We start from the raw sequence: 15,985 nt of genomic DNA, 5'->3' as shown, positions 1-15,985 counted from the left end.
GTCCGGGGCGGCCGGGCCGTCGAACGGACCCGGCACGGGCACCGGGGACGGTCAGTCGAACAGCGGGACGACGAGCTCCCACAGCTGCTGCACGGCGAGGGCGAGGAACGTCAGCGCGCACAGCCCCATGATGAGGTTCGACCAGATGTTGTTGCGCCACTTCTTCGGGGTGCGGCTCGTGTTGAGCAGCGGCAGGAGGGTGAGCGCGAGGAACGGCATGAACAGCGCGCCGAGCACGCCGTAGGCGATGACGAGCCCCGTGGGCTGGTCGAGGAAGAGCAGGACCATCGGGGGGAAGGTCAGCCAGACGACGTAGATCCGGAAGTACTTCCCGCCCGTGTGGATGTCCTTGTGGCCGCGCGGCAGGCCCTTGAGGTTGCCGACGAAGTCGGCGAACATCAGCGACACGCCGTTCCACACCCCGATGACCGAGGAGAACGCGGCGGCGAAGAAGCCGACGAGGAACAGGTTGCCGAGGAACGCGCCGTAGCGCTCCTCGAGGATGCGGGAGACGTCGAGCAGCCCGTTGTCGTCCGAGGAGATCGCGAGGCCGGCCGAGTACAGGAGCTCGACGCCGACGATCATCACGGCGATGACGAAGATGCCCGTGACCAGGTAGGCCACGTTGTTGTCCATCCGCATGACCTTCATCCAGCGCGGCGAGGACCAGCCCTTCTCGCGGAGCCAGTAGCCGTAGGCCGCGAGGGTGATGGTGCCGCCGACGCCGCCGGCCAGGCCGAGGACGTAGACGATCGAGCCGTCCGGGATGACCGGGACGAGGCCGCCGATCATGTCGGGCACGTTGGGCACCGTCACCGCCGCGCAGACGATGACGACGACGAACATCAGCAGCACGAGGACGGACATCACCTTCTCGATGACCGCGTACCGGTTGAACCACACGAGCAGGAAGGCGACGACGCCGATCGCGATGGCGATCCACTTGATCCAGCTCGAGTCCAGGCCGAACCCGGCCACGATGGGCAGGGCGGTCGAGGAGATGGCCGAGGCGCCGTAGATGAAGCCCCAGATGACGATGTAGGGCGCGAAGTACCAGGTCGTCCAGCGGCCCAGGGTCCGCCAGCCCTCGAAGATCGACGCGCCGGTGGCCAGCGAGTAGCGGCCGGCGCCCTCGACGAGGACGACCTTCATGATCGCCCCGAGGATGACCGCCCACAGCAGCGCGTACCCGTAGCGCGAGCCGGCCGTCATCGTCGCGACGAGGTCGGCGGCGCCGACGCCCGTGCCGGCGACGACGAGGCCCGGCCCGATGATGCGGTAGTTCTTCCGCAGCGGCAGGACGGCCTCGTCCGGGTCGACCGTCCAATCGGCCGAATATCGTCCGCCGTGCGTGGCCTGGTTCCGTGCCGAGTGGGCGTTGACGGGGGTGCCGCCGGGTGCGGCAGCGCTCGCGCCGGACCCGGTGCTCCTTGCCGACGGAGCGCCTGAATCCGCGCCTGATCCTGCGCCCGTACCCCCGTTGCCGGGCGCCGCAGCGCCTCGTTCGTCGCTCATCGTCGTCTCCTCGTCGAAGCAGAGCTGCGCGGGCATCTCCGTCCCGCGGCGGTCACTGTCTCAGACGACGATGGGCCCGCACGGGTGTCCGACAGTGAGATACGCCCCCGATCGCTATGAGCATCGCCACGTCGGCGCCCACGTGCTCACGCGGTGTAGATGCTCACCTCGGCCGCCTTGACGACGAACAGCACGTCCTCACCCACGGCCACCCCGAGGGCGCCGAGCGAGGCCGGGGTGATGTCCGCCGCGAGCCGGGTGCCGACCAGCGTGCGGCCGCGCACCCGCACGAGCTCACCGTGCTGCTCGATACCCGTCACCCGCACCGCCAGGGTGTTGCGCGGGCTGCCGCCGGGTGGCTCCCGGTGCACGGCCACCGCCCGCGGGGCGAACATCGCCGCCGCACGGGCGCCCGCCGGCGCGCCGTCCGTCGGCAGGGACGGGGGGAGAGCGTGCCCACCGGCGCCCACCGGCGGCGCGGCGTCCGGTCCCGACACCGCCGGCTCCCCGGACGGCACGCCGTGCAGGGGCGGTCCGTCCCCGTGCTCGAGCACCACCTCGCGCCCGGCCCGGGTGCCCAGGACGAGGTTGACGCCGGCGAACCGCGCGCCGAACCGGGAGCGCGGCCGGGCGAGGATCTCCTCGGTGGTCCCGGCCTCGGCGACCCGGCCCTCCTCGAGCACGACGACGGAGCTCGCCAGGGCGAGCACGTCGAGCAGGTCGTGGGTGACGACCAGGGCAGACATGCGCGCGTCACGCACCGCGTGGCGCAGCACCTGGCGCATTTCGGCGGCGGCGTCGACGTCGAGGGCGGAAAGCGGCTCGTCGAGCAGGAGCAGCCGCGGCGACGGGGCGAGCGCACGGGCCAGGGCCACCCGCTGCTGCTGGCCGCCGGACAGCTCGCGGGGACGCCGCCCGGCCAGGTGGGCGGCGCCGACCTGCTCGAGGCGCTCGCGGGCGATCTGTTCCGCGGCGGCCCGCCGGACGCCGCGGGCCCGCGGGCCGAACGCCACGTTGGCGAGCACGTCCAGGTGCGGCAGCAGCAGCGGCTCCTGCGCGAGCAGGGAGATGTGGCGGCCGTGCGGGGGGACCCACGGGTCGCCCGAGACCCGCTGCCCGTCGATCGTCACCTGCCCGCTGCTGGGGCGCAGCGTCCCGGCGGCCAGGGCCACGGCGGTGGACTTGCCCGAGCCGTTGGAGCCCAGGAGGGCGACGACCTCGCCGTCCGGGACCTCGAGGTCGAGGGCGACGTCGCGCGCGTCGACCGCGGCGTGGACGGCCAGAGCGCTCATCGGGCGTCCTCCGTGGGCGTGGGGTCGGCCGCGGGAGCGGTCGCGGGCGTGCTCGCGCGGCGTCGGAGCGCACCGCTCTGGGTGGTGAGCACGAGGATCGCGGCGAGCACGATGAGGATGAGCGACAGGGCGATGGCGGCGTCCTGGTCGGTCTCGCGCTGGAGGTAGATCTCCAGGGGCAGGGTGCGGGTGACGCCCTGCAGGGACCCGGCGAAGGTGAGGGTGGCGCCGAACTCGCCCAGGCAGCGGGCGAAGGCCAGGGCCAGGCCCGAGGCCAGCGCGGGTCCCAGCAGGGGGAGGGTGACGCGGCGCAGCACGGTGGTCGGGCCCGCGCCGAGGGTGGCGGCGACGAGCTCGTGGCGCCGACCGGCGGTGCGGGCCGCGCCCTCGACGGCGATGACCAGGTAGGGCATCGCCACGAAGGTCTGGGCGAGCACGACGGCCACGGTGGTGAAGGCGATGTCGATCCCGAGCACCTCGAGTCGCTCGCCGAGCAGGCCGCGCCGACCGAAGGTGGTCAGCAGCGCCAGGCCCGAGACCACCGGGGGGAGGACGAGCGGCAGCAGCACCACGGTGCGCAGCACCGCCAGGCCCGGCAGGCGGCTCCAGGCCAGGACGAGGGCGAGCGGCACGCCCAGGACGGTGGCCAGCGCGGTCGAGGCGGCGGCGGTGCGCAGGCTGAGCCACAGCGCGTCGATCGACGCCTCGGAGGTGAGCAGCTCGGGGAGCTCGGCCCAGGGGACCCGGACGAGCATCCCGAGCACGGGCAGGCCGACCAGGAGCACCGCGCCGAGCGCGGGCACGAGGACCCACCGGGGCAGGCCGCCGGCGCCGTCGGGGGTCACGAGGCGCGGAACCCGGCCTCGCCGAGCACGGCCTGCGCCTCGTCACCGAGCACGAACTCCACCCAGGCGGCGGCGAGCCCGGCGTCCGCGGCGTCCGCGGTCACGGCGATCGGGTAGGCGTTGACGACGTCCTCGGCCCCGGCGACCTCGACGACGTCGACGTCCTCGCCGGCGGAGGTCGCGTCGGTCTCGTAGACGAGCCCGGCGTCGGCCTGCCCGGAGGTGACCTTGCCGAGGACGTCGGTGACGTTGTTCTCCTCGCTGACCGGGGACAGCGTGACTCCGAGGTTCTCGGCGAGGGTGACGGTCGCGGCGCCGCACGGCACCTGCGGCGCGCACACGACGAGGTCGGCGTCGTCGAGGGAGGAGTCCAGGCCCGTCACGCCGGCCGGGTTGCCCGCGGGGGTGACGAGGGTGAGGACGTTCTCCACGAAGATCTCCGGCTCGCCCTCGATCGACCCGGCCTCGACGGCGTCGGCCATCGTCGACTCGTTCGCGGTGGCCAGCACGTCGGCCGGCGCGCCCTCGCCGAGCTGGGCGACCAGGTCCGAGGACCCGGCGAAGGAGAAGGTGACGTCGACGTCGGGGTGCTGCTCCGCGAACAGGTCGGCGACCTCCTCGAAGACCTCGTTGAGCGAGGCCGCCGCGAAGACGGTGAGCTCGCCGGACAGGTCGGAGCCGGCGTCCACGCCCCCGGTGTCCTCGGCGTCCGACCCCCCGCACGCGACCAGCACGATCGAACCGACCAGGGCGGCCCCGACGACCAGACGACGACTGCGCATGCTGCTCCCTCACTCCGTGACGCGGCCCGCGGTCGCAGGTGCGGTGCGCGCGGGTAGTGGTGCACGCATATGCGGCACGAATGGGATGGTATCAGCGCAGGATCGGCGTCACGTCCGCCACCTTCCCGGATCTGCCGGGCACAGACACGAGACGGGCCGGTCCGGAAGGACCGGCCCGCCGTCGTCGTCGGTGCCACCCGCCCGGCGGGCGGATGCTCAGACGCGCGGGTCTCGCGGGTGCTCCTCGGGCGGGAGGGTGCCCTCCACCCGGGTGGTGTGGCGCGTGCGGTTGCGCGAGACGATCTGGACGATCCCGATGACGATCGCGATCGCACCGGCGGCCATGCAGATGTAGCCGACCATCGTCAGGTCGACCTCCGCGATCGAGTCGCGCACGGCGAAGGAGAGGATCGCTCCGACGACGACGAGGATGATGCCGAGGGCAGCCATGGTTCCTCCAGGGTCCGGGCGACCCCGGACAGGGTCGCGTCGACCCAGGGTGGCAGCGGGCGCCCGACCACGCACGCCGAACGGCGTGGCAGGCGCCCGACGCGTGCAGGTCGCGCGGGCCGGGGGTCAGGAGCCGAGAGCGGCGGCGACGACGGCGCGCGCCTCCTCCTGGACCTGGGCGAGGTGGTCCTCGCCCCGGAAGGACTCGGCGTAGATCTTGTAGACGTCCTCGGTGCCCGAGGGGCGGGCGGCGAACCACGCGTTCTCGGTGGTCACCTTGAGCCCGCCGATCGCCTCGCCGTTGCCGGGGGCGTCGACGAGGCGGGCGGTGATCGGCTCGCCGGCCAGCTCGGTGGCGGTGACGTCGTCGGGGGAGAGGTCCTTGAGCTTGGCCTTCTCCTGGGCGGTGGCCGGGGCGTCGATGCGCGCGTAGGCGCTCGCGCCGAAGGACTCGACCAGCTCGGCGTGCCGGACGCTGGGGGTCTTGCCCGTCACGGCCGTGATCTCCGAGGCGAGCAGGGCGAGCAGGATGCCGTCCTTGTCGGTGGTCCACACGGTGCCGTCGCTGCGCAGGAAGGAGGCCCCGGCGGACTCCTCGCCGCCGAAGCCGACCGAGCCGTCGAGCAGCCCGGGCACGAAGTACTTGAACCCGACCGGGACCTCGACGAGGCGGCGGCCCAGCGAGGCGGCCACCCGGTCGATGAGCGAGGAGGAGACGAGGGTCTTGCCGATCGCCGCGTCGGCGCGCCACTGCGGGCGGTGCGCGAAGAGGTGGTCGATGGCCACGGCGAGGAAGTGGTTGGGGTTCATCAGCCCGCCGTCGGGGGTCACGATTCCGTGCCGGTCGGCGTCGGCGTCGTTGCCCGTGGCGATGTCGTAGGGGGTGGAGCCGTCCGGGCCGGCCGTCATCACCTGCCGCAGCGAGGCCATCGCGGACGGCGAGGAGCAGTCCATCCGGATCTTGCCGTCCCAGTCCAGGGTCATGAACCGCCAGGTGGGGTCGACCTCGGGGTTGACCACGGTGAGGTCGATCCCGTAGCGCTCGCCGATCTCACCCCAGTACGCGACGGCGGCACCACCGAGCGGGTCGGCGCCGATGCGCACGCCGGCCGAGCGGATGGCCTCGAGGTCGAGGACGTTGGCCAGGTCGTCGACGTAGGCGGACATGAAGTCGTGACGGCCGGTGGTGCTTGCGGCGAGCGCCCGCTCCAGGGTCAGGCGCTCGACCGTGTCGACGCCCGCGCGGAGCAGCCCGTTGGCCCGAGCGGCGATCGCGGTGGTGGCGGCGGAGTCGGCCGGCCCGCCGTGCGGCGGGTTGTACTTGAAGCCGCCGTCGCGCGGCGGGTTGTGGCTGGGGGTGATGACGATGCCGTCGGCCAGACCCGGCCCGTCGAGCCGCAGACCGCCGGTGGTGCCGGCGCCGTTGGCCCGCAGGATCGCGTGCGAGAGGGCCGGGGTGGGGGTGTAACCGTCCCGGGCGTCGATGCGCAGCTCGACGCCGGCCGCCGCCAGGACCTCCACCGCGGTGGTCCAGGCCGGGTCGGACAGGGCGTGGGTGTCCTTGGCCAGGTAGAGCGGGCCGTCGACGCCGGCCGACCGGCGGTGCTCGACGATCGCCTGGGTGATCGCGACGATGTGCCGCTCGTTGAAGGCGGCGTCGAGGCTGGAGCCGCGGTGGCCCGACGTCCCGAAGACGACGCGCTGGGCGGGGTCCTCGGGGTCGGGGACCCGGTCGTAGTAGGCGCTGCGGACCTCGTCGACGTCGATGAGGTCCGAGGGCTGTGCGGGGGTGCCGGCGCGCGGGTCCATGGACCGATCCTGCCAGTGTCGGGCCCGATCCACGAGGGGGCGGCCCGTTCGTCGAGGGGGAGGGGACGCTCCGCTGCCATGATGCCGCCATGGACGACCACCGCGGGCCGATGCCCGTGCCCGGGCAGCCCCTCGGGGGCGCCCCCGGAAACCCCTACGCCCCGCCGCCCGGCCACCCGGGTGAGCGACGGGTGCGGCGGCCCGGGATGGTCACGGCCACCTGCGTCGTGCTGTGGGTGCTGGCCGGGTTCACCGTGTTCTTCGGCATGTTCGCCACGTTCCTCGGGGGCCTGGGAACCCTCGTCGAGGGCGACCCGATCATCGGCACCGGCGACGGCAGCTGGGGCCTCGGGGTGGGACTCGCCGTGACGGCGGTGGGCGTGGCCTACATCGTCCTGGCGGTCCTGCTGTGGCAGGGCTCGGGCCCGGGCCGCCTCCTGCTCACCGTTCTCCTCGTGGTCACGGCGGCGGTCAGCTTCCCGCTCATCGGCGACGACGGCAGCCCGCTGCTGGCCGTGCTCATCGCGGTCGGCGCCCTGGTGTCGATGTGGCTGCCGGCGACGAGCCGGTTCATCGCCGCCCGCCGGGCGGCTCGTCGCTGATCCCGCAGGCGACGCACACCGCGTGGGCCGGCGCCGACCCTGCGAGCGGGCGTCGCCCGGCCGCGGTGCACCGAAGGCGGTTCGGGGTGGGGTGTTCTCCCGCTCACGTCCGCCGGAACGGGGCCCGGCTGCCTGACACACTGGTGCCATGTCGAACAGCTATGGCCAGGACGGGTGGGGCCAGCAGCCCGTGCAAGGTGACCAGTGGGCCCAGGGCGGGGGCGGCCAGGCCCCCTACGGTCAGGGCGGATATGGCGGGCAGCACCCGGCCGACCCCGGGGTGCCGCAGTACGGCGCCTACGCGCAGCCCGACCAGGGCTATGGGCAGAACCAGCAGTTCGGCCAGAACCAGCAGTTCGGGCAGGCCCCCTACGGGCAGGCCCAGGGCTACGGACAGAACGCCGGCTACGGGCAGAACCAGGCCCTCGGCGGCTACGACCCCGCCAACCCCTTCGCCGCCCCGCAGTTCGGCAGCGCCCACGGCATGGGTGGCCACATGGAGCGCCCCGGGATGCTCAAGGCCGCCTGCATCATCACCTGGGTCATCGGCGGGTTCGCGATCCTGGGCGGTTTCGCCATGTTGGCGCTCTCGCCGAGTGATCTCGATCTCGGGTTCCAGGTGGAGGCCGGCGCCTGGTCGACCGCGGCGGTCCTCGTCCTCCTCGTGGCGGCGGTGTACGTGTGGATGGCGGCGCTGGTCTGGAAGGGCTCGAACGCCGGACGGATCGTCCTCACCGTGCTCTTCGCCCTGTCCGTGCTCGGCGGTGTGGCCAACATGGCCCAGGGCGTCGGGTCCGGGTTGCTGGGGCTCGGGCTCTCCATCATCGTGCTCGTCTTCCTCTGGCAGCGCACCTCCAGCGAGTACATCAAGTTCCGCCAGGACTCCAAGCGCTGAACCCGGTCCGCCGGGCCCGCCCGCCTGGCTGCCCGGGCTGTGCGCGCCCGCCGTGCACGCGGACGCGCTGGACCGGCGCCGCCGCGTAAGGAACCCTGGGGACATGGCCATCCCCGACGCACCGAGCACCATCACGATCGCGGACCTGCCCGGCGAGACGATCCCCGAGGGCTACACCGTCCTCGACGTCCGTGAGGACGACGAGTGGGAGGCCGGCCACGCCCCGGGCGCGGTCCACATCCCCCTCGGCGACCTCCCCGAGCGCGCGGACGAGCTCGCCGACGCCGACATCCTCGTGGTCTGCCGCACCGGTGGCCGCTCGGGGCGGGCGGCGCAGTGGCTCAACCAGTCCGGCTACGACGCCTGGAACGTCGACGGCGGCATGATCGGCTGGGCCAACGCCGGCCGCGAGATCGTCTCCTCCGACGGGTCCGTGCCCGAGATCATGTGACCCGGCGGCGCGGGTCGGGAGGACCTGGCCCGCGACGCAACTAGGCTCCATACCCATGGGTAAGGCATCGAGGCGCCGCGCGCGCCAGCAGGAGCGGCCGACGCGGGTGCGCCCGCCGAAGGTGGAATTCGTCGAGCGGCCCTTCGAGGGGCTCGCCGCGGAGACCGACCTCGTCGCCATGCGGGAGATCGTGCCCGCGGCGACGATCCCGGCCCGCACCACCGCGGAGCACGGCGGGGCCGACGTCCTGCTCGTCAGCCTCCTGCCCGACCTCGCGCCGGCGCTGCGCCGCGAGGACGGCACCGTCCTGGTGGCCCTGCAGACCTCCTCCAGCTCGGGGGACGCCTCCCGCGACGTCGCGCACGCCCTGCTGCAGGCGCTCGAGCTCGAGCCCGGCCAGGTGCTGCCCGTGGGCGCCCTGCCCGAGCCCGGGCCGCGCCTCCAGGACATCCTCGACCCCGCCGTCGAGCCGGTCATCACCGTCCACGACGACTTCGGCTACTGGGTCTCCTCGGACCAGCAGGGCGAGGCCGACGTGGCCCAGGCGGTCAAGGACACCGCCGAGCACATCGTGCCCACCGTCGCGATCGACTCCGTGCGCTCGGCCTACTGGTGCCGGATGGGGCGCGAGTTCGTGCGCTGGATCCGCCCCGAGGAGCCCGAGGCCGTCTTCGACGCGCTCGCCCGGCTGCACGCCGCCCGCGAGTCCGCCGTGGACGAGGGGTCCCGATTCGTCGGCGCCTTCCGCACCTGCGGCCTGCTCGTGCCGGTCTGGGAGCTCGCCCCGGGCACGGAGGCCGACGAGCTGTCCGGCCCGCTCGCGGCGCTCGGCACCCGGCTCGAGGCGGCGCTCGCCGTCGACGGGCCGCTGACCGCCGACGAGCGTCGTACCCGCGCCGGCCTGGTCAGCCGGCAGGTCTCCCTGCGCTGAGGTGTCCACCCGCGGCCCGTCGCCGGAACCTGACCCGTCAACCTGGATAGGGTGACTCCTGTGACGCAGGACTCCAGGCGGGTGGCGGTGGTGGTGCCCGCGAAGGACGAGGGCAAGCACATCGCTGCCACCATCCGGGCCTGCCGCGCGATCCCCAACGTCGACCTCGTGCTCGTCGTCGACGACGGCTCCACCGACGACACCCAGCACGTGGCCCGGGCCGCGGGCGCCGTCGTCGTGCGCCACTCCGTCAACCGGGGCAAGGCCTCGGCGATGGAGACCGGCGCCTCCGTGGTCTCCATGCGCGACCTGCCCGACGCCCCGCCACGCGCGCTGCTCTTCGTCGACGCCGACCTGCAGGACAGCGCCGTCGGCCTGGCCCCCCTGGTCGAGGCGGTCCTGGCCGGCGAGACCGACTGCGCGATCGCGGTCCTGCCCGTCCAGAAGGGCTCCGGCGGCCGGGGCCGGGTGGTGCGCATGGCCCGCGCCGCCATCGAGTCCGCCACCGGCTTCGTCAGCGCCCAGCCCCTGTCGGGACAGCGCTGCCTCACCCGCCGCGCCTACGAGATGGCCCATCCGCTCGCCCGCGGCTGGGGGGTCGAGGTGGGGATGACGATCGACCTCCTCGTGGGCGGCATGACCGTCCAGGAGATCCCCTGCGACGTCAGCCACCGGACCACCGGCCGGGACATCGCCGGGCGGATGCACCGCGCGCGGCAGTACCGCGACGTCGCCCTGGCCGTCGCCGGCCGGGTCTCGCGGCGCCACAACGTGCCGATGAGCCGGCGCAGCCCTGAGGCGGACACGCAGCAGCCCGGCCGCCCCTTCCGCGCCTGGGCCCCCCGCGTGACCGAGGAGGAGGCCGCGCCGGTCGCCGCCCCCGAGGACGCGGTCGAGGACGAGCAGCGCACCGCGGAGACGCCCGCCTCGGCGTCCTCCGCGGTCACCGCGCCCTCGCCGGTCTCCCCCGAGCGGGCGGGCTCGGCCTCCTCCGCGGACCGCGCGGCCGGCGAGTAGCCCACCGGCCTCCGCCGGCGCCTGCGCTGAGATCTGAGCGCGGGACTGCGCCTACGCGCGGGACTCGGGCTGCGCCTCGGCCTCGGGCTCGGGCTGCGGCTCGGGCGAGTCGGGGGTGAGCCGGGGACGGGCCAGCAGCCAGGACGTCAGCAGCACGAGCGTCAGCGGGACCACGAGCGCGATCCCCAGGGCCGGGATGACGATGCCGGAGTCGTTGACGGCGAAGCCGATGCCCCACAGCACGAGCACGGAGATCGCCGCGGGACGCAGCACCACCGCGGCCTCGGGCAGGGAGTGCAGGACCGGGGTGCCGTCCACCTCGCCCTCGGGGCGGCGCACGAGCCACCCGTAGTCGGAGGTCTCGGCGGTCTCGGGCCGGCGCAGCGGACGGGCCACGAGCACGACGACGACGATCGCCCCGACCGCCGCCATGATGGTGAACGGCGAGGACACGAGGATCTCGAGGTTGCGGGCGAGCTTGCGCCAGATGACGTCGAGGGCACCGCCGTCGAGGACGGTGTCGACGAAGCGACCCAGGTGGGTGCGCTCGTCGGCCGGCCGCAGCCAGTCCGCGACGGCGAGCGCGGCGGCGGCCGCCACCGTCACCGCCCCGACGACGAGCAGCCGCGGCCAGGTCACCCGCACGCCGGCGACCAGCAGGGCGAGGATGACGAAGGCGGGGATCATCGCCGGCGGGCCACCGAAGTCGGCGCCGAGCGCCGGGGCGCCGTCGATCGCGGTGGCCACCAGGCCCAGGACGAGGACGACGACCGCCGCGAGGACGCGCCGCCCGCGGGCCACGAGCGCCTGGGCGGCGCTCGCCACGAGGACCAGCACCGCCGTCGAGAACAGGGCGAAGTAGTGGTTCGACATCCCGAAGTAGCGGGCGCCGATCTGCGGCTGCGTGCCCAGGACCGAGCCGAGGAACAGGTGCGAGCCGGTGGCCACGTCGACGGCGATGACCAGCGCCGTGGCCCCGGAGACGACCGCGACCGGGCCGACGAGGGTGTGCCGCCACGGGCCGGCGCCGGCCGCCAGGGCGACGAGCGCCGCCATCGCCAGGGTCACGCCGGTCAGCGCCAGGCCGGGGGAGCCGGCGCGCCACCAGGGCACCAGGCCCGAGGCGATGAGGGCCACCGGGAGGGAGGCCACCACGAGGGCGGCCCCGCGCAGGACGCGCAGCACGGCGGTGCGCACGCGTGCGGTGCCGCCCAGGGCGGACAGGACGCGCCGGTTGAGGCCGACGAGGGCGGCCGCGCCGAGCCCGATGTTGAGCCCGACGAGCCAGAGCACCGCCGGCGAGACGAGCGGGCCCACGGCCGAGGCCCGCAGCCCCGCGTCGCGCAGGCCGTCCGCGCGGGCGGCGGGGTCGTCCTCGCCGGGGCGGGCCAGTAGCGGGGAACCGATGAGCCCGCCGGGCGGGTCGACGTCGAGCAGCCCCAGGACGGTGGGCAGCAGGTCGGGGGCCTGGACGAGACCGTCGGTGCGGGTGGCGCCGGAGGTGGCCAGCCCCGGGGCGTCGCCGGTGCCGGCCAGGACGAGCGCCTGGAGCGTGGAGGTGCGGGTGGCGTCGTAGAGGGAGGCGAGCAGGACCGTGGGCTCGGCACCGGTGGCCTCGACGGCGGTCAGGACGTCCTCGACGCGGTCGTCGAGCTGACGCGGGCTCAGGGCGGCGGGTTCGGAGCCGAGCGGCGGGGTGCGGCCCCGCACCCCTTCGAGGTCGAGATCGACGACGACGAGGTCGGCCCCCTCCTCGACGGCGGCCGCCACGGAGTCAGCGAGGTCGGGGTCCCAGCGCGGGGCGTGGCGCGCGTCGGCGACGGCGCCCGCGGGGTCGGCCAGCGCCACGGCGGCGCCACCGCCGAACGCCACCGCGTCCAGGTCGGTGCCGGCCAGGGCGGCGCCGAGCGTGCCGGGCTCGGCGTCGAACCGGGCCCGGTCGGCGGCGTCGACGTAGCTGTCCCAGCCGGGGACCTGCCAGGCGCCGGTGGTGCCCTCGGGCACGGGCGCCGGGGCAACGCACGCGTCGTCGTTCCGCTCGGCGGCGGCGCGCCGACCCGCGGACAGGCCCAGCCACCCATCGGTGCGGCAGGTCGTCGACCCCACGGAGCGGACGACGAGGTTCGCGCTCTGCCCCTCGGCGGCGAGCTCAGCGATCTGCGGCGTGGTCTCCTCATCGATGTCGTCCCACGTCAGGCCCCCGGTGCCGAGGACGATCACCGGCTCGCTCTCCTCGCTCTCCTCCGCGCCGTTGGCCAGCAGCGGGAGGATGAAGGGGCTGATCATCGCGATGAGGACGAGGACCCCCAGGACCAGCGTGACCGTGCGACGACGGTCGTCCCGCCTCATCGGCGCCCCGCCCGCTCGGTGGCGTGCGCGCGCGGCGCTCGGGGGCCGCGGGCGGCGTCGGGACGTGCAGGCATGGGACCGAGGGTACGTGGGCGGCCCCCGGCGTCGGGGTCGGTCCCGACGGCGGGTGAGCCACGCCGGGCGGGTGCGGCCCGCCGCGACGGTGAGCCCCGCCGTCGGGCGCGGATAGGCTCGGCCGGTGCGCTACACCTATCTGGGCCCCGCGGGGACCTTCACCGAGGAGGCCCTCCAGCAGATCCTGCGGGCGGGCGAGGACACCGCCGAGCCGTCCACCGACGTACCCTCGGCGCTGACCGCCGTCCGCGAGGGGCGCTTCGACCGCGCGGTGGTGCCCATCGAGAACTCCGTCGAGGGCGGGGTCAACGCCACCATCGACACCCTCGTGGCCGGCAGCGAGCCGCTGGTCATCGTCGCCGAGATGCTCGTCCCCATCACCTTCGACGTCGTCGCCCGGCCCGGCACGACGCTGGCGGACGTGCGACGCATCGCCACCCACCCGCACGCCTGGGCCCAGTGCCGCGGCTGGGTCGCCGAGCACCTGCCCGGCGCGGTGCACGTGCCCGCGACCTCGACCGCCGCGGCCGCCGACCTGCTGGCCGGCCCGGACGAGGTCTCCTTCGACGCCGGCATCGTCTCCCCGCTGGCCGGGGCCCGCTACGAGCTGCCCGTCCTCGCCCGCGACGTGGGCGACAACACCCGGGCGGTGACCCGGTTCATCGCCGTGGGGCGGCTGACGGCCCCGCCGGCCGCCACCGGCGCCGACAAGACGACGCTGCTCGTCCACCTGCCCGACGACGAGGCCGGCGCCCTGCTGACCATGCTCGAGCAGTTCGCCACGCGGGGGGTCAACCTCTCGCGCATCGAGTCCCGCCCCATCCGCGACGCGATCGGGCGCTACGCCTTCTCCATCGACGCCGAGGGCCACGTGAGCGACGAGCGCGTCAAGGCCGCCCTGCTCGGGCTCAAGCGCGTCTGCCCCGTGGTCCGCTTCCTCGGCTCCTACCCGCGGGCCGACCAGCGCCGGCCGCTGCTGAGGCACGGCACCTCCGACGAGGAGTTCCGCGAGGCGCGCGCCTGGGTCGAGGCGCTTGCCGGCGGCGAGACGTACTGAGCCGAGCCGGCGGGGCGTCGCGGCGGTCGGGAGCGCCCGGCCGCCGCGACGCCCCGCCGCACCTCCCGATCCACGGAGCTCGGCTCCCGGCGTCGTCCGCAGATGCCGGTGTTAGCCTCCGATCATGCCGCAGTACCGGATCCGTACCGCCGCTGACCTGCTCGGGGTCTCGGACGACACCGTCCGCCGCTGGGTCGACCAGGGCCGGGTCGCCACCGCCGACGACGGCTCGGGGCGGCGCGTCGTCGACGGCGCGTCGCTGGCCGCCCTCGCCCAGGAGCTGGCGAGCGAGAAGTCGGTGGACTCCGTCGACGCCGGGCTCGGCCGCCGCTCCGCGCGCAACCACCTCTCCGGCATCGTCACCCGGATCACCTCCGACCAGGTGATGAGCCAGGTCGAGCTCCAGTGCGGTGCCTACCGGATGGTCTCGCTCATCTCGACCGAGGCCGTCGCCGAGCTCGGGCTCGAGGTCGGTTCCGTGGCGACCGCGGTCGTCAAGGCCACCAACGTCTCCGTCGAGGCCACCGGCCCCCGCGCCTCCGACGAGTGAGCACGCCTGCGCGAAGGGTGAGCACCCCTGGTGACCAGTGAGCGCTTTTTTGTCTCTACATAGAGACAAAAAAGCGCTCACTCGTCACGGGTCGCTCGTCAGTTGTCGGTGCTGGTGTGGCGGTCGGCGGGCTCGCCGGGCAGGGTCTCACCCTCGCGGGCCTGGAGGCGGTCGGCGGGCACGGGGTAGCGGATCTGCAGGCCGCCGTGCTCGACGGTGACCTCGACCCGGCCGGTGGTGGCGAGCAGGTCGCCGTCGAGCTGGACGTGGGCGGCGTCGTGGGCGCGGATCCGCACCCGCCGGGCCGGCTGGAACAGCAGGTCGGCCCCGGGGAACGAGGCGGCCCTCCGGCGGCGCCGGAACTTCTGGCCGATGACGGTGATGCCGAGGTTGAGCCAGCCGAGCAGCCCGTAGCGGGTGTCGACCGTGACGACCTCGAGCACGCCGTCGTCGAACTTCGAGTCGGGGGAGAGCACGAGGCCGCCGGGCAGCAGCCCGCAGCTGGCCAGCATGATCGTGCGGACCTTGAGGTCCTCGGGCGGGTCCTCGTCGACGCGGACCGAGACCCGCATCCGGGACTTGAACATGTTCTTGAAGCCGCCGACGAAGTAGGCGATCCAGCCGAGGCGCGACTTCAGCTCGTCGTCGGTCTCGTGGACCATGTCGGCGTCGAAGCCCAGGCCGGCGATGACGGTGAAGGCGTGCCACCCGTCCCGGCCGGCCCCGGCCTCCTCCACGAGGATCCCCTCCTCGTCGCGGGCGGCGACGGCGTCGTCGACCCGCAGCCAGCCCACGTCCACCGGGCGGGCCTGCTCGGCGGTGGCGATGCGCACGAGCGCCGCCAGGTCCTCCAGCGGCAGGCCGAGGTTGCGGGCCAGCAGGTTGCCGGTGCCCAGCGGGATGACCCCCATCGGCGTGCCCGTGCCGGCGAGCACCTCGGCCACCGCGCGCACCGTGCCGTCCCCGCCGGCCGCGACGACGGTGCTCGCCCCGGCGGCGAGCGCCTGCTCGGCCTGGCCGCGCCCGGGGTCGTCGGCGGTGGTCTCGAACCACAGGGTCTGCGGGCGGCCGGCGCGCAGCTCGGCGTGCCGGAGGTGGCTGCGTAGCTCGTCGAGGTCGACGTTCTTCGACGGGTTGACGACGACGGCGAAGGGCGCTCGGGCCGGGGCGGCCCGACGCGCGGTGCGGTCCTGCTCGTCGGCGGCGCGCGCGGCGTCGTTGGCCTCGGCGGCCTCCGCCTCCAGGGCCGAGCGCCGACGGGCGACGGCCACGGTGAGCACGAGGGTGGGCAGCGCCACGACGAGCGCGACGACGAGAACGATCAACCATTCCGTGGGCACGCCTCACGGTAGCCCGGGCGAGCCG

15 protein-coding genes are annotated in these 15,985 nt (G+C 74.6%); 7 read left to right on the top strand and 8 right to left on the bottom strand.

What is annotated here, in order from left to right; translation table 11 throughout:
• Positions 1 to 51: 51 nt before the first annotated feature.
• The 6 genes from AC3D3D_RS08010 to pgm form a co-directional block, all read right to left on the bottom strand.
• The gene (locus AC3D3D_RS08010; protein ID WP_463663352.1) at positions 52 to 1,515 is read right to left on the bottom strand and encodes an Nramp family divalent metal transporter; all 1,464 of its coding nucleotides are present in this window, start codon (positions 1,513 to 1,515) and stop codon (positions 52 to 54) included.
• A gap of 146 nt (positions 1,516 to 1,661) precedes the next feature.
• Positions 1,662 to 2,807, bottom strand: coding sequence for a sulfate/molybdate ABC transporter ATP-binding protein (locus AC3D3D_RS08005; protein WP_463663353.1), 1,146 nt, complete (start codon positions 2,805 to 2,807; stop codon positions 1,662 to 1,664).
• Positions 2,804 to 3,652: an ABC transporter permease gene (locus tag AC3D3D_RS08000; RefSeq protein ID WP_463663354.1), complete on the bottom strand. Its 849-nt coding sequence runs from the start codon at positions 3,650 to 3,652 to the stop codon at positions 2,804 to 2,806. Before AC3D3D_RS08000 ends, AC3D3D_RS08005 begins: the two co-directional genes overlap by 4 nt.
• Entirely contained in the window at positions 3,649 to 4,434 is a 786-nt protein-coding gene (gene modA, locus AC3D3D_RS07995) for a molybdate ABC transporter substrate-binding protein (RefSeq protein ID WP_463663355.1), read from the bottom strand. Before modA ends, AC3D3D_RS08000 begins: the two co-directional genes overlap by 4 nt.
• A gap of 216 nt (positions 4,435 to 4,650) precedes the next feature.
• Entirely contained in the window at positions 4,651 to 4,884 is a 234-nt protein-coding gene (locus tag AC3D3D_RS07990) for a DUF6458 family protein (protein ID WP_463663356.1), read from the bottom strand.
• A gap of 126 nt (positions 4,885 to 5,010) precedes the next feature.
• Positions 5,011 to 6,693: a phosphoglucomutase (alpha-D-glucose-1,6-bisphosphate-dependent) gene (pgm, locus tag AC3D3D_RS07985; protein WP_463663357.1), complete on the bottom strand. Its 1,683-nt coding sequence runs from the start codon at positions 6,691 to 6,693 to the stop codon at positions 5,011 to 5,013.
• Positions 6,694 to 6,782: 89 nt separating this feature from the next.
• On the opposite strand from pgm, the gene AC3D3D_RS07980 reads away from it, so the two are divergent.
• From AC3D3D_RS07980 to AC3D3D_RS07960, 5 genes are all read left to right on the top strand, one after another.
• Positions 6,783 to 7,295 carry a hypothetical protein gene (locus tag AC3D3D_RS07980; RefSeq protein WP_463663358.1) on the top strand — a complete coding sequence of 171 codons (513 nt, stop codon included), beginning with the start codon at positions 6,783 to 6,785 and terminating at the stop codon, positions 7,293 to 7,295.
• 148 nt (positions 7,296 to 7,443) lie between these two features.
• A complete protein-coding gene (locus AC3D3D_RS07975; protein WP_463663359.1) occupies positions 7,444 to 8,190 on the top strand; it encodes a hypothetical protein in 747 nt (248 codons plus the stop codon).
• Between the two features lie 103 nt (positions 8,191 to 8,293).
• Entirely contained in the window at positions 8,294 to 8,641 is a 348-nt protein-coding gene (locus AC3D3D_RS07970) for a rhodanese-like domain-containing protein (RefSeq protein ID WP_463663360.1), read from the top strand.
• Positions 8,642 to 8,696: 55 nt separating this feature from the next.
• Entirely contained in the window at positions 8,697 to 9,572 is an 876-nt protein-coding gene (locus AC3D3D_RS07965) for a DUF5926 family protein (RefSeq protein WP_463663361.1), read from the top strand.
• 60 nt (positions 9,573 to 9,632) lie between these two features.
• Entirely contained in the window at positions 9,633 to 10,589 is a 957-nt protein-coding gene (locus AC3D3D_RS07960; RefSeq protein ID WP_463663362.1) for a glycosyltransferase, read from the top strand.
• 51 nt (positions 10,590 to 10,640) lie between these two features.
• Here AC3D3D_RS07960 and AC3D3D_RS07955 read toward each other — a convergent pair whose 3' ends face one another.
• Entirely contained in the window at positions 10,641 to 12,938 is a 2,298-nt protein-coding gene (locus AC3D3D_RS07955) for an alkaline phosphatase family protein (RefSeq protein WP_463663363.1), read from the bottom strand.
• A gap of 199 nt (positions 12,939 to 13,137) precedes the next feature.
• On the opposite strand from AC3D3D_RS07955, the gene pheA reads away from it, so the two are divergent.
• Both pheA and AC3D3D_RS07945 read left to right on the top strand, forming a co-directional pair.
• The gene (pheA, locus tag AC3D3D_RS07950) at positions 13,138 to 14,070 is read left to right on the top strand and encodes a prephenate dehydratase (protein WP_463663364.1); all 933 of its coding nucleotides are present in this window, start codon (positions 13,138 to 13,140) and stop codon (positions 14,068 to 14,070) included.
• Between the two features lie 124 nt (positions 14,071 to 14,194).
• Positions 14,195 to 14,620, top strand: a complete 426-nt coding sequence (locus AC3D3D_RS07945) for a TOBE domain-containing protein (RefSeq protein WP_463663365.1) — start codon at positions 14,195 to 14,197, stop codon at positions 14,618 to 14,620.
• Between the two features lie 98 nt (positions 14,621 to 14,718).
• Here AC3D3D_RS07945 and AC3D3D_RS07940 read toward each other — a convergent pair whose 3' ends face one another.
• Complete coding sequence (locus AC3D3D_RS07940) at positions 14,719 to 15,960, bottom strand: diacylglycerol/lipid kinase family protein (RefSeq protein WP_463663366.1); 1,242 nt, start codon at positions 15,958 to 15,960, stop codon at positions 14,719 to 14,721.
• Between the last annotated feature and the right edge of the window lie 25 nt (positions 15,961 to 15,985).

The sequence above is a fragment of the Georgenia sp. X1117 genome, assembly GCF_057784635.1.
Note: the sequence above shows the minus strand (reverse complement) of the source record. Positions and strands in the feature narration are given on the sequence as shown.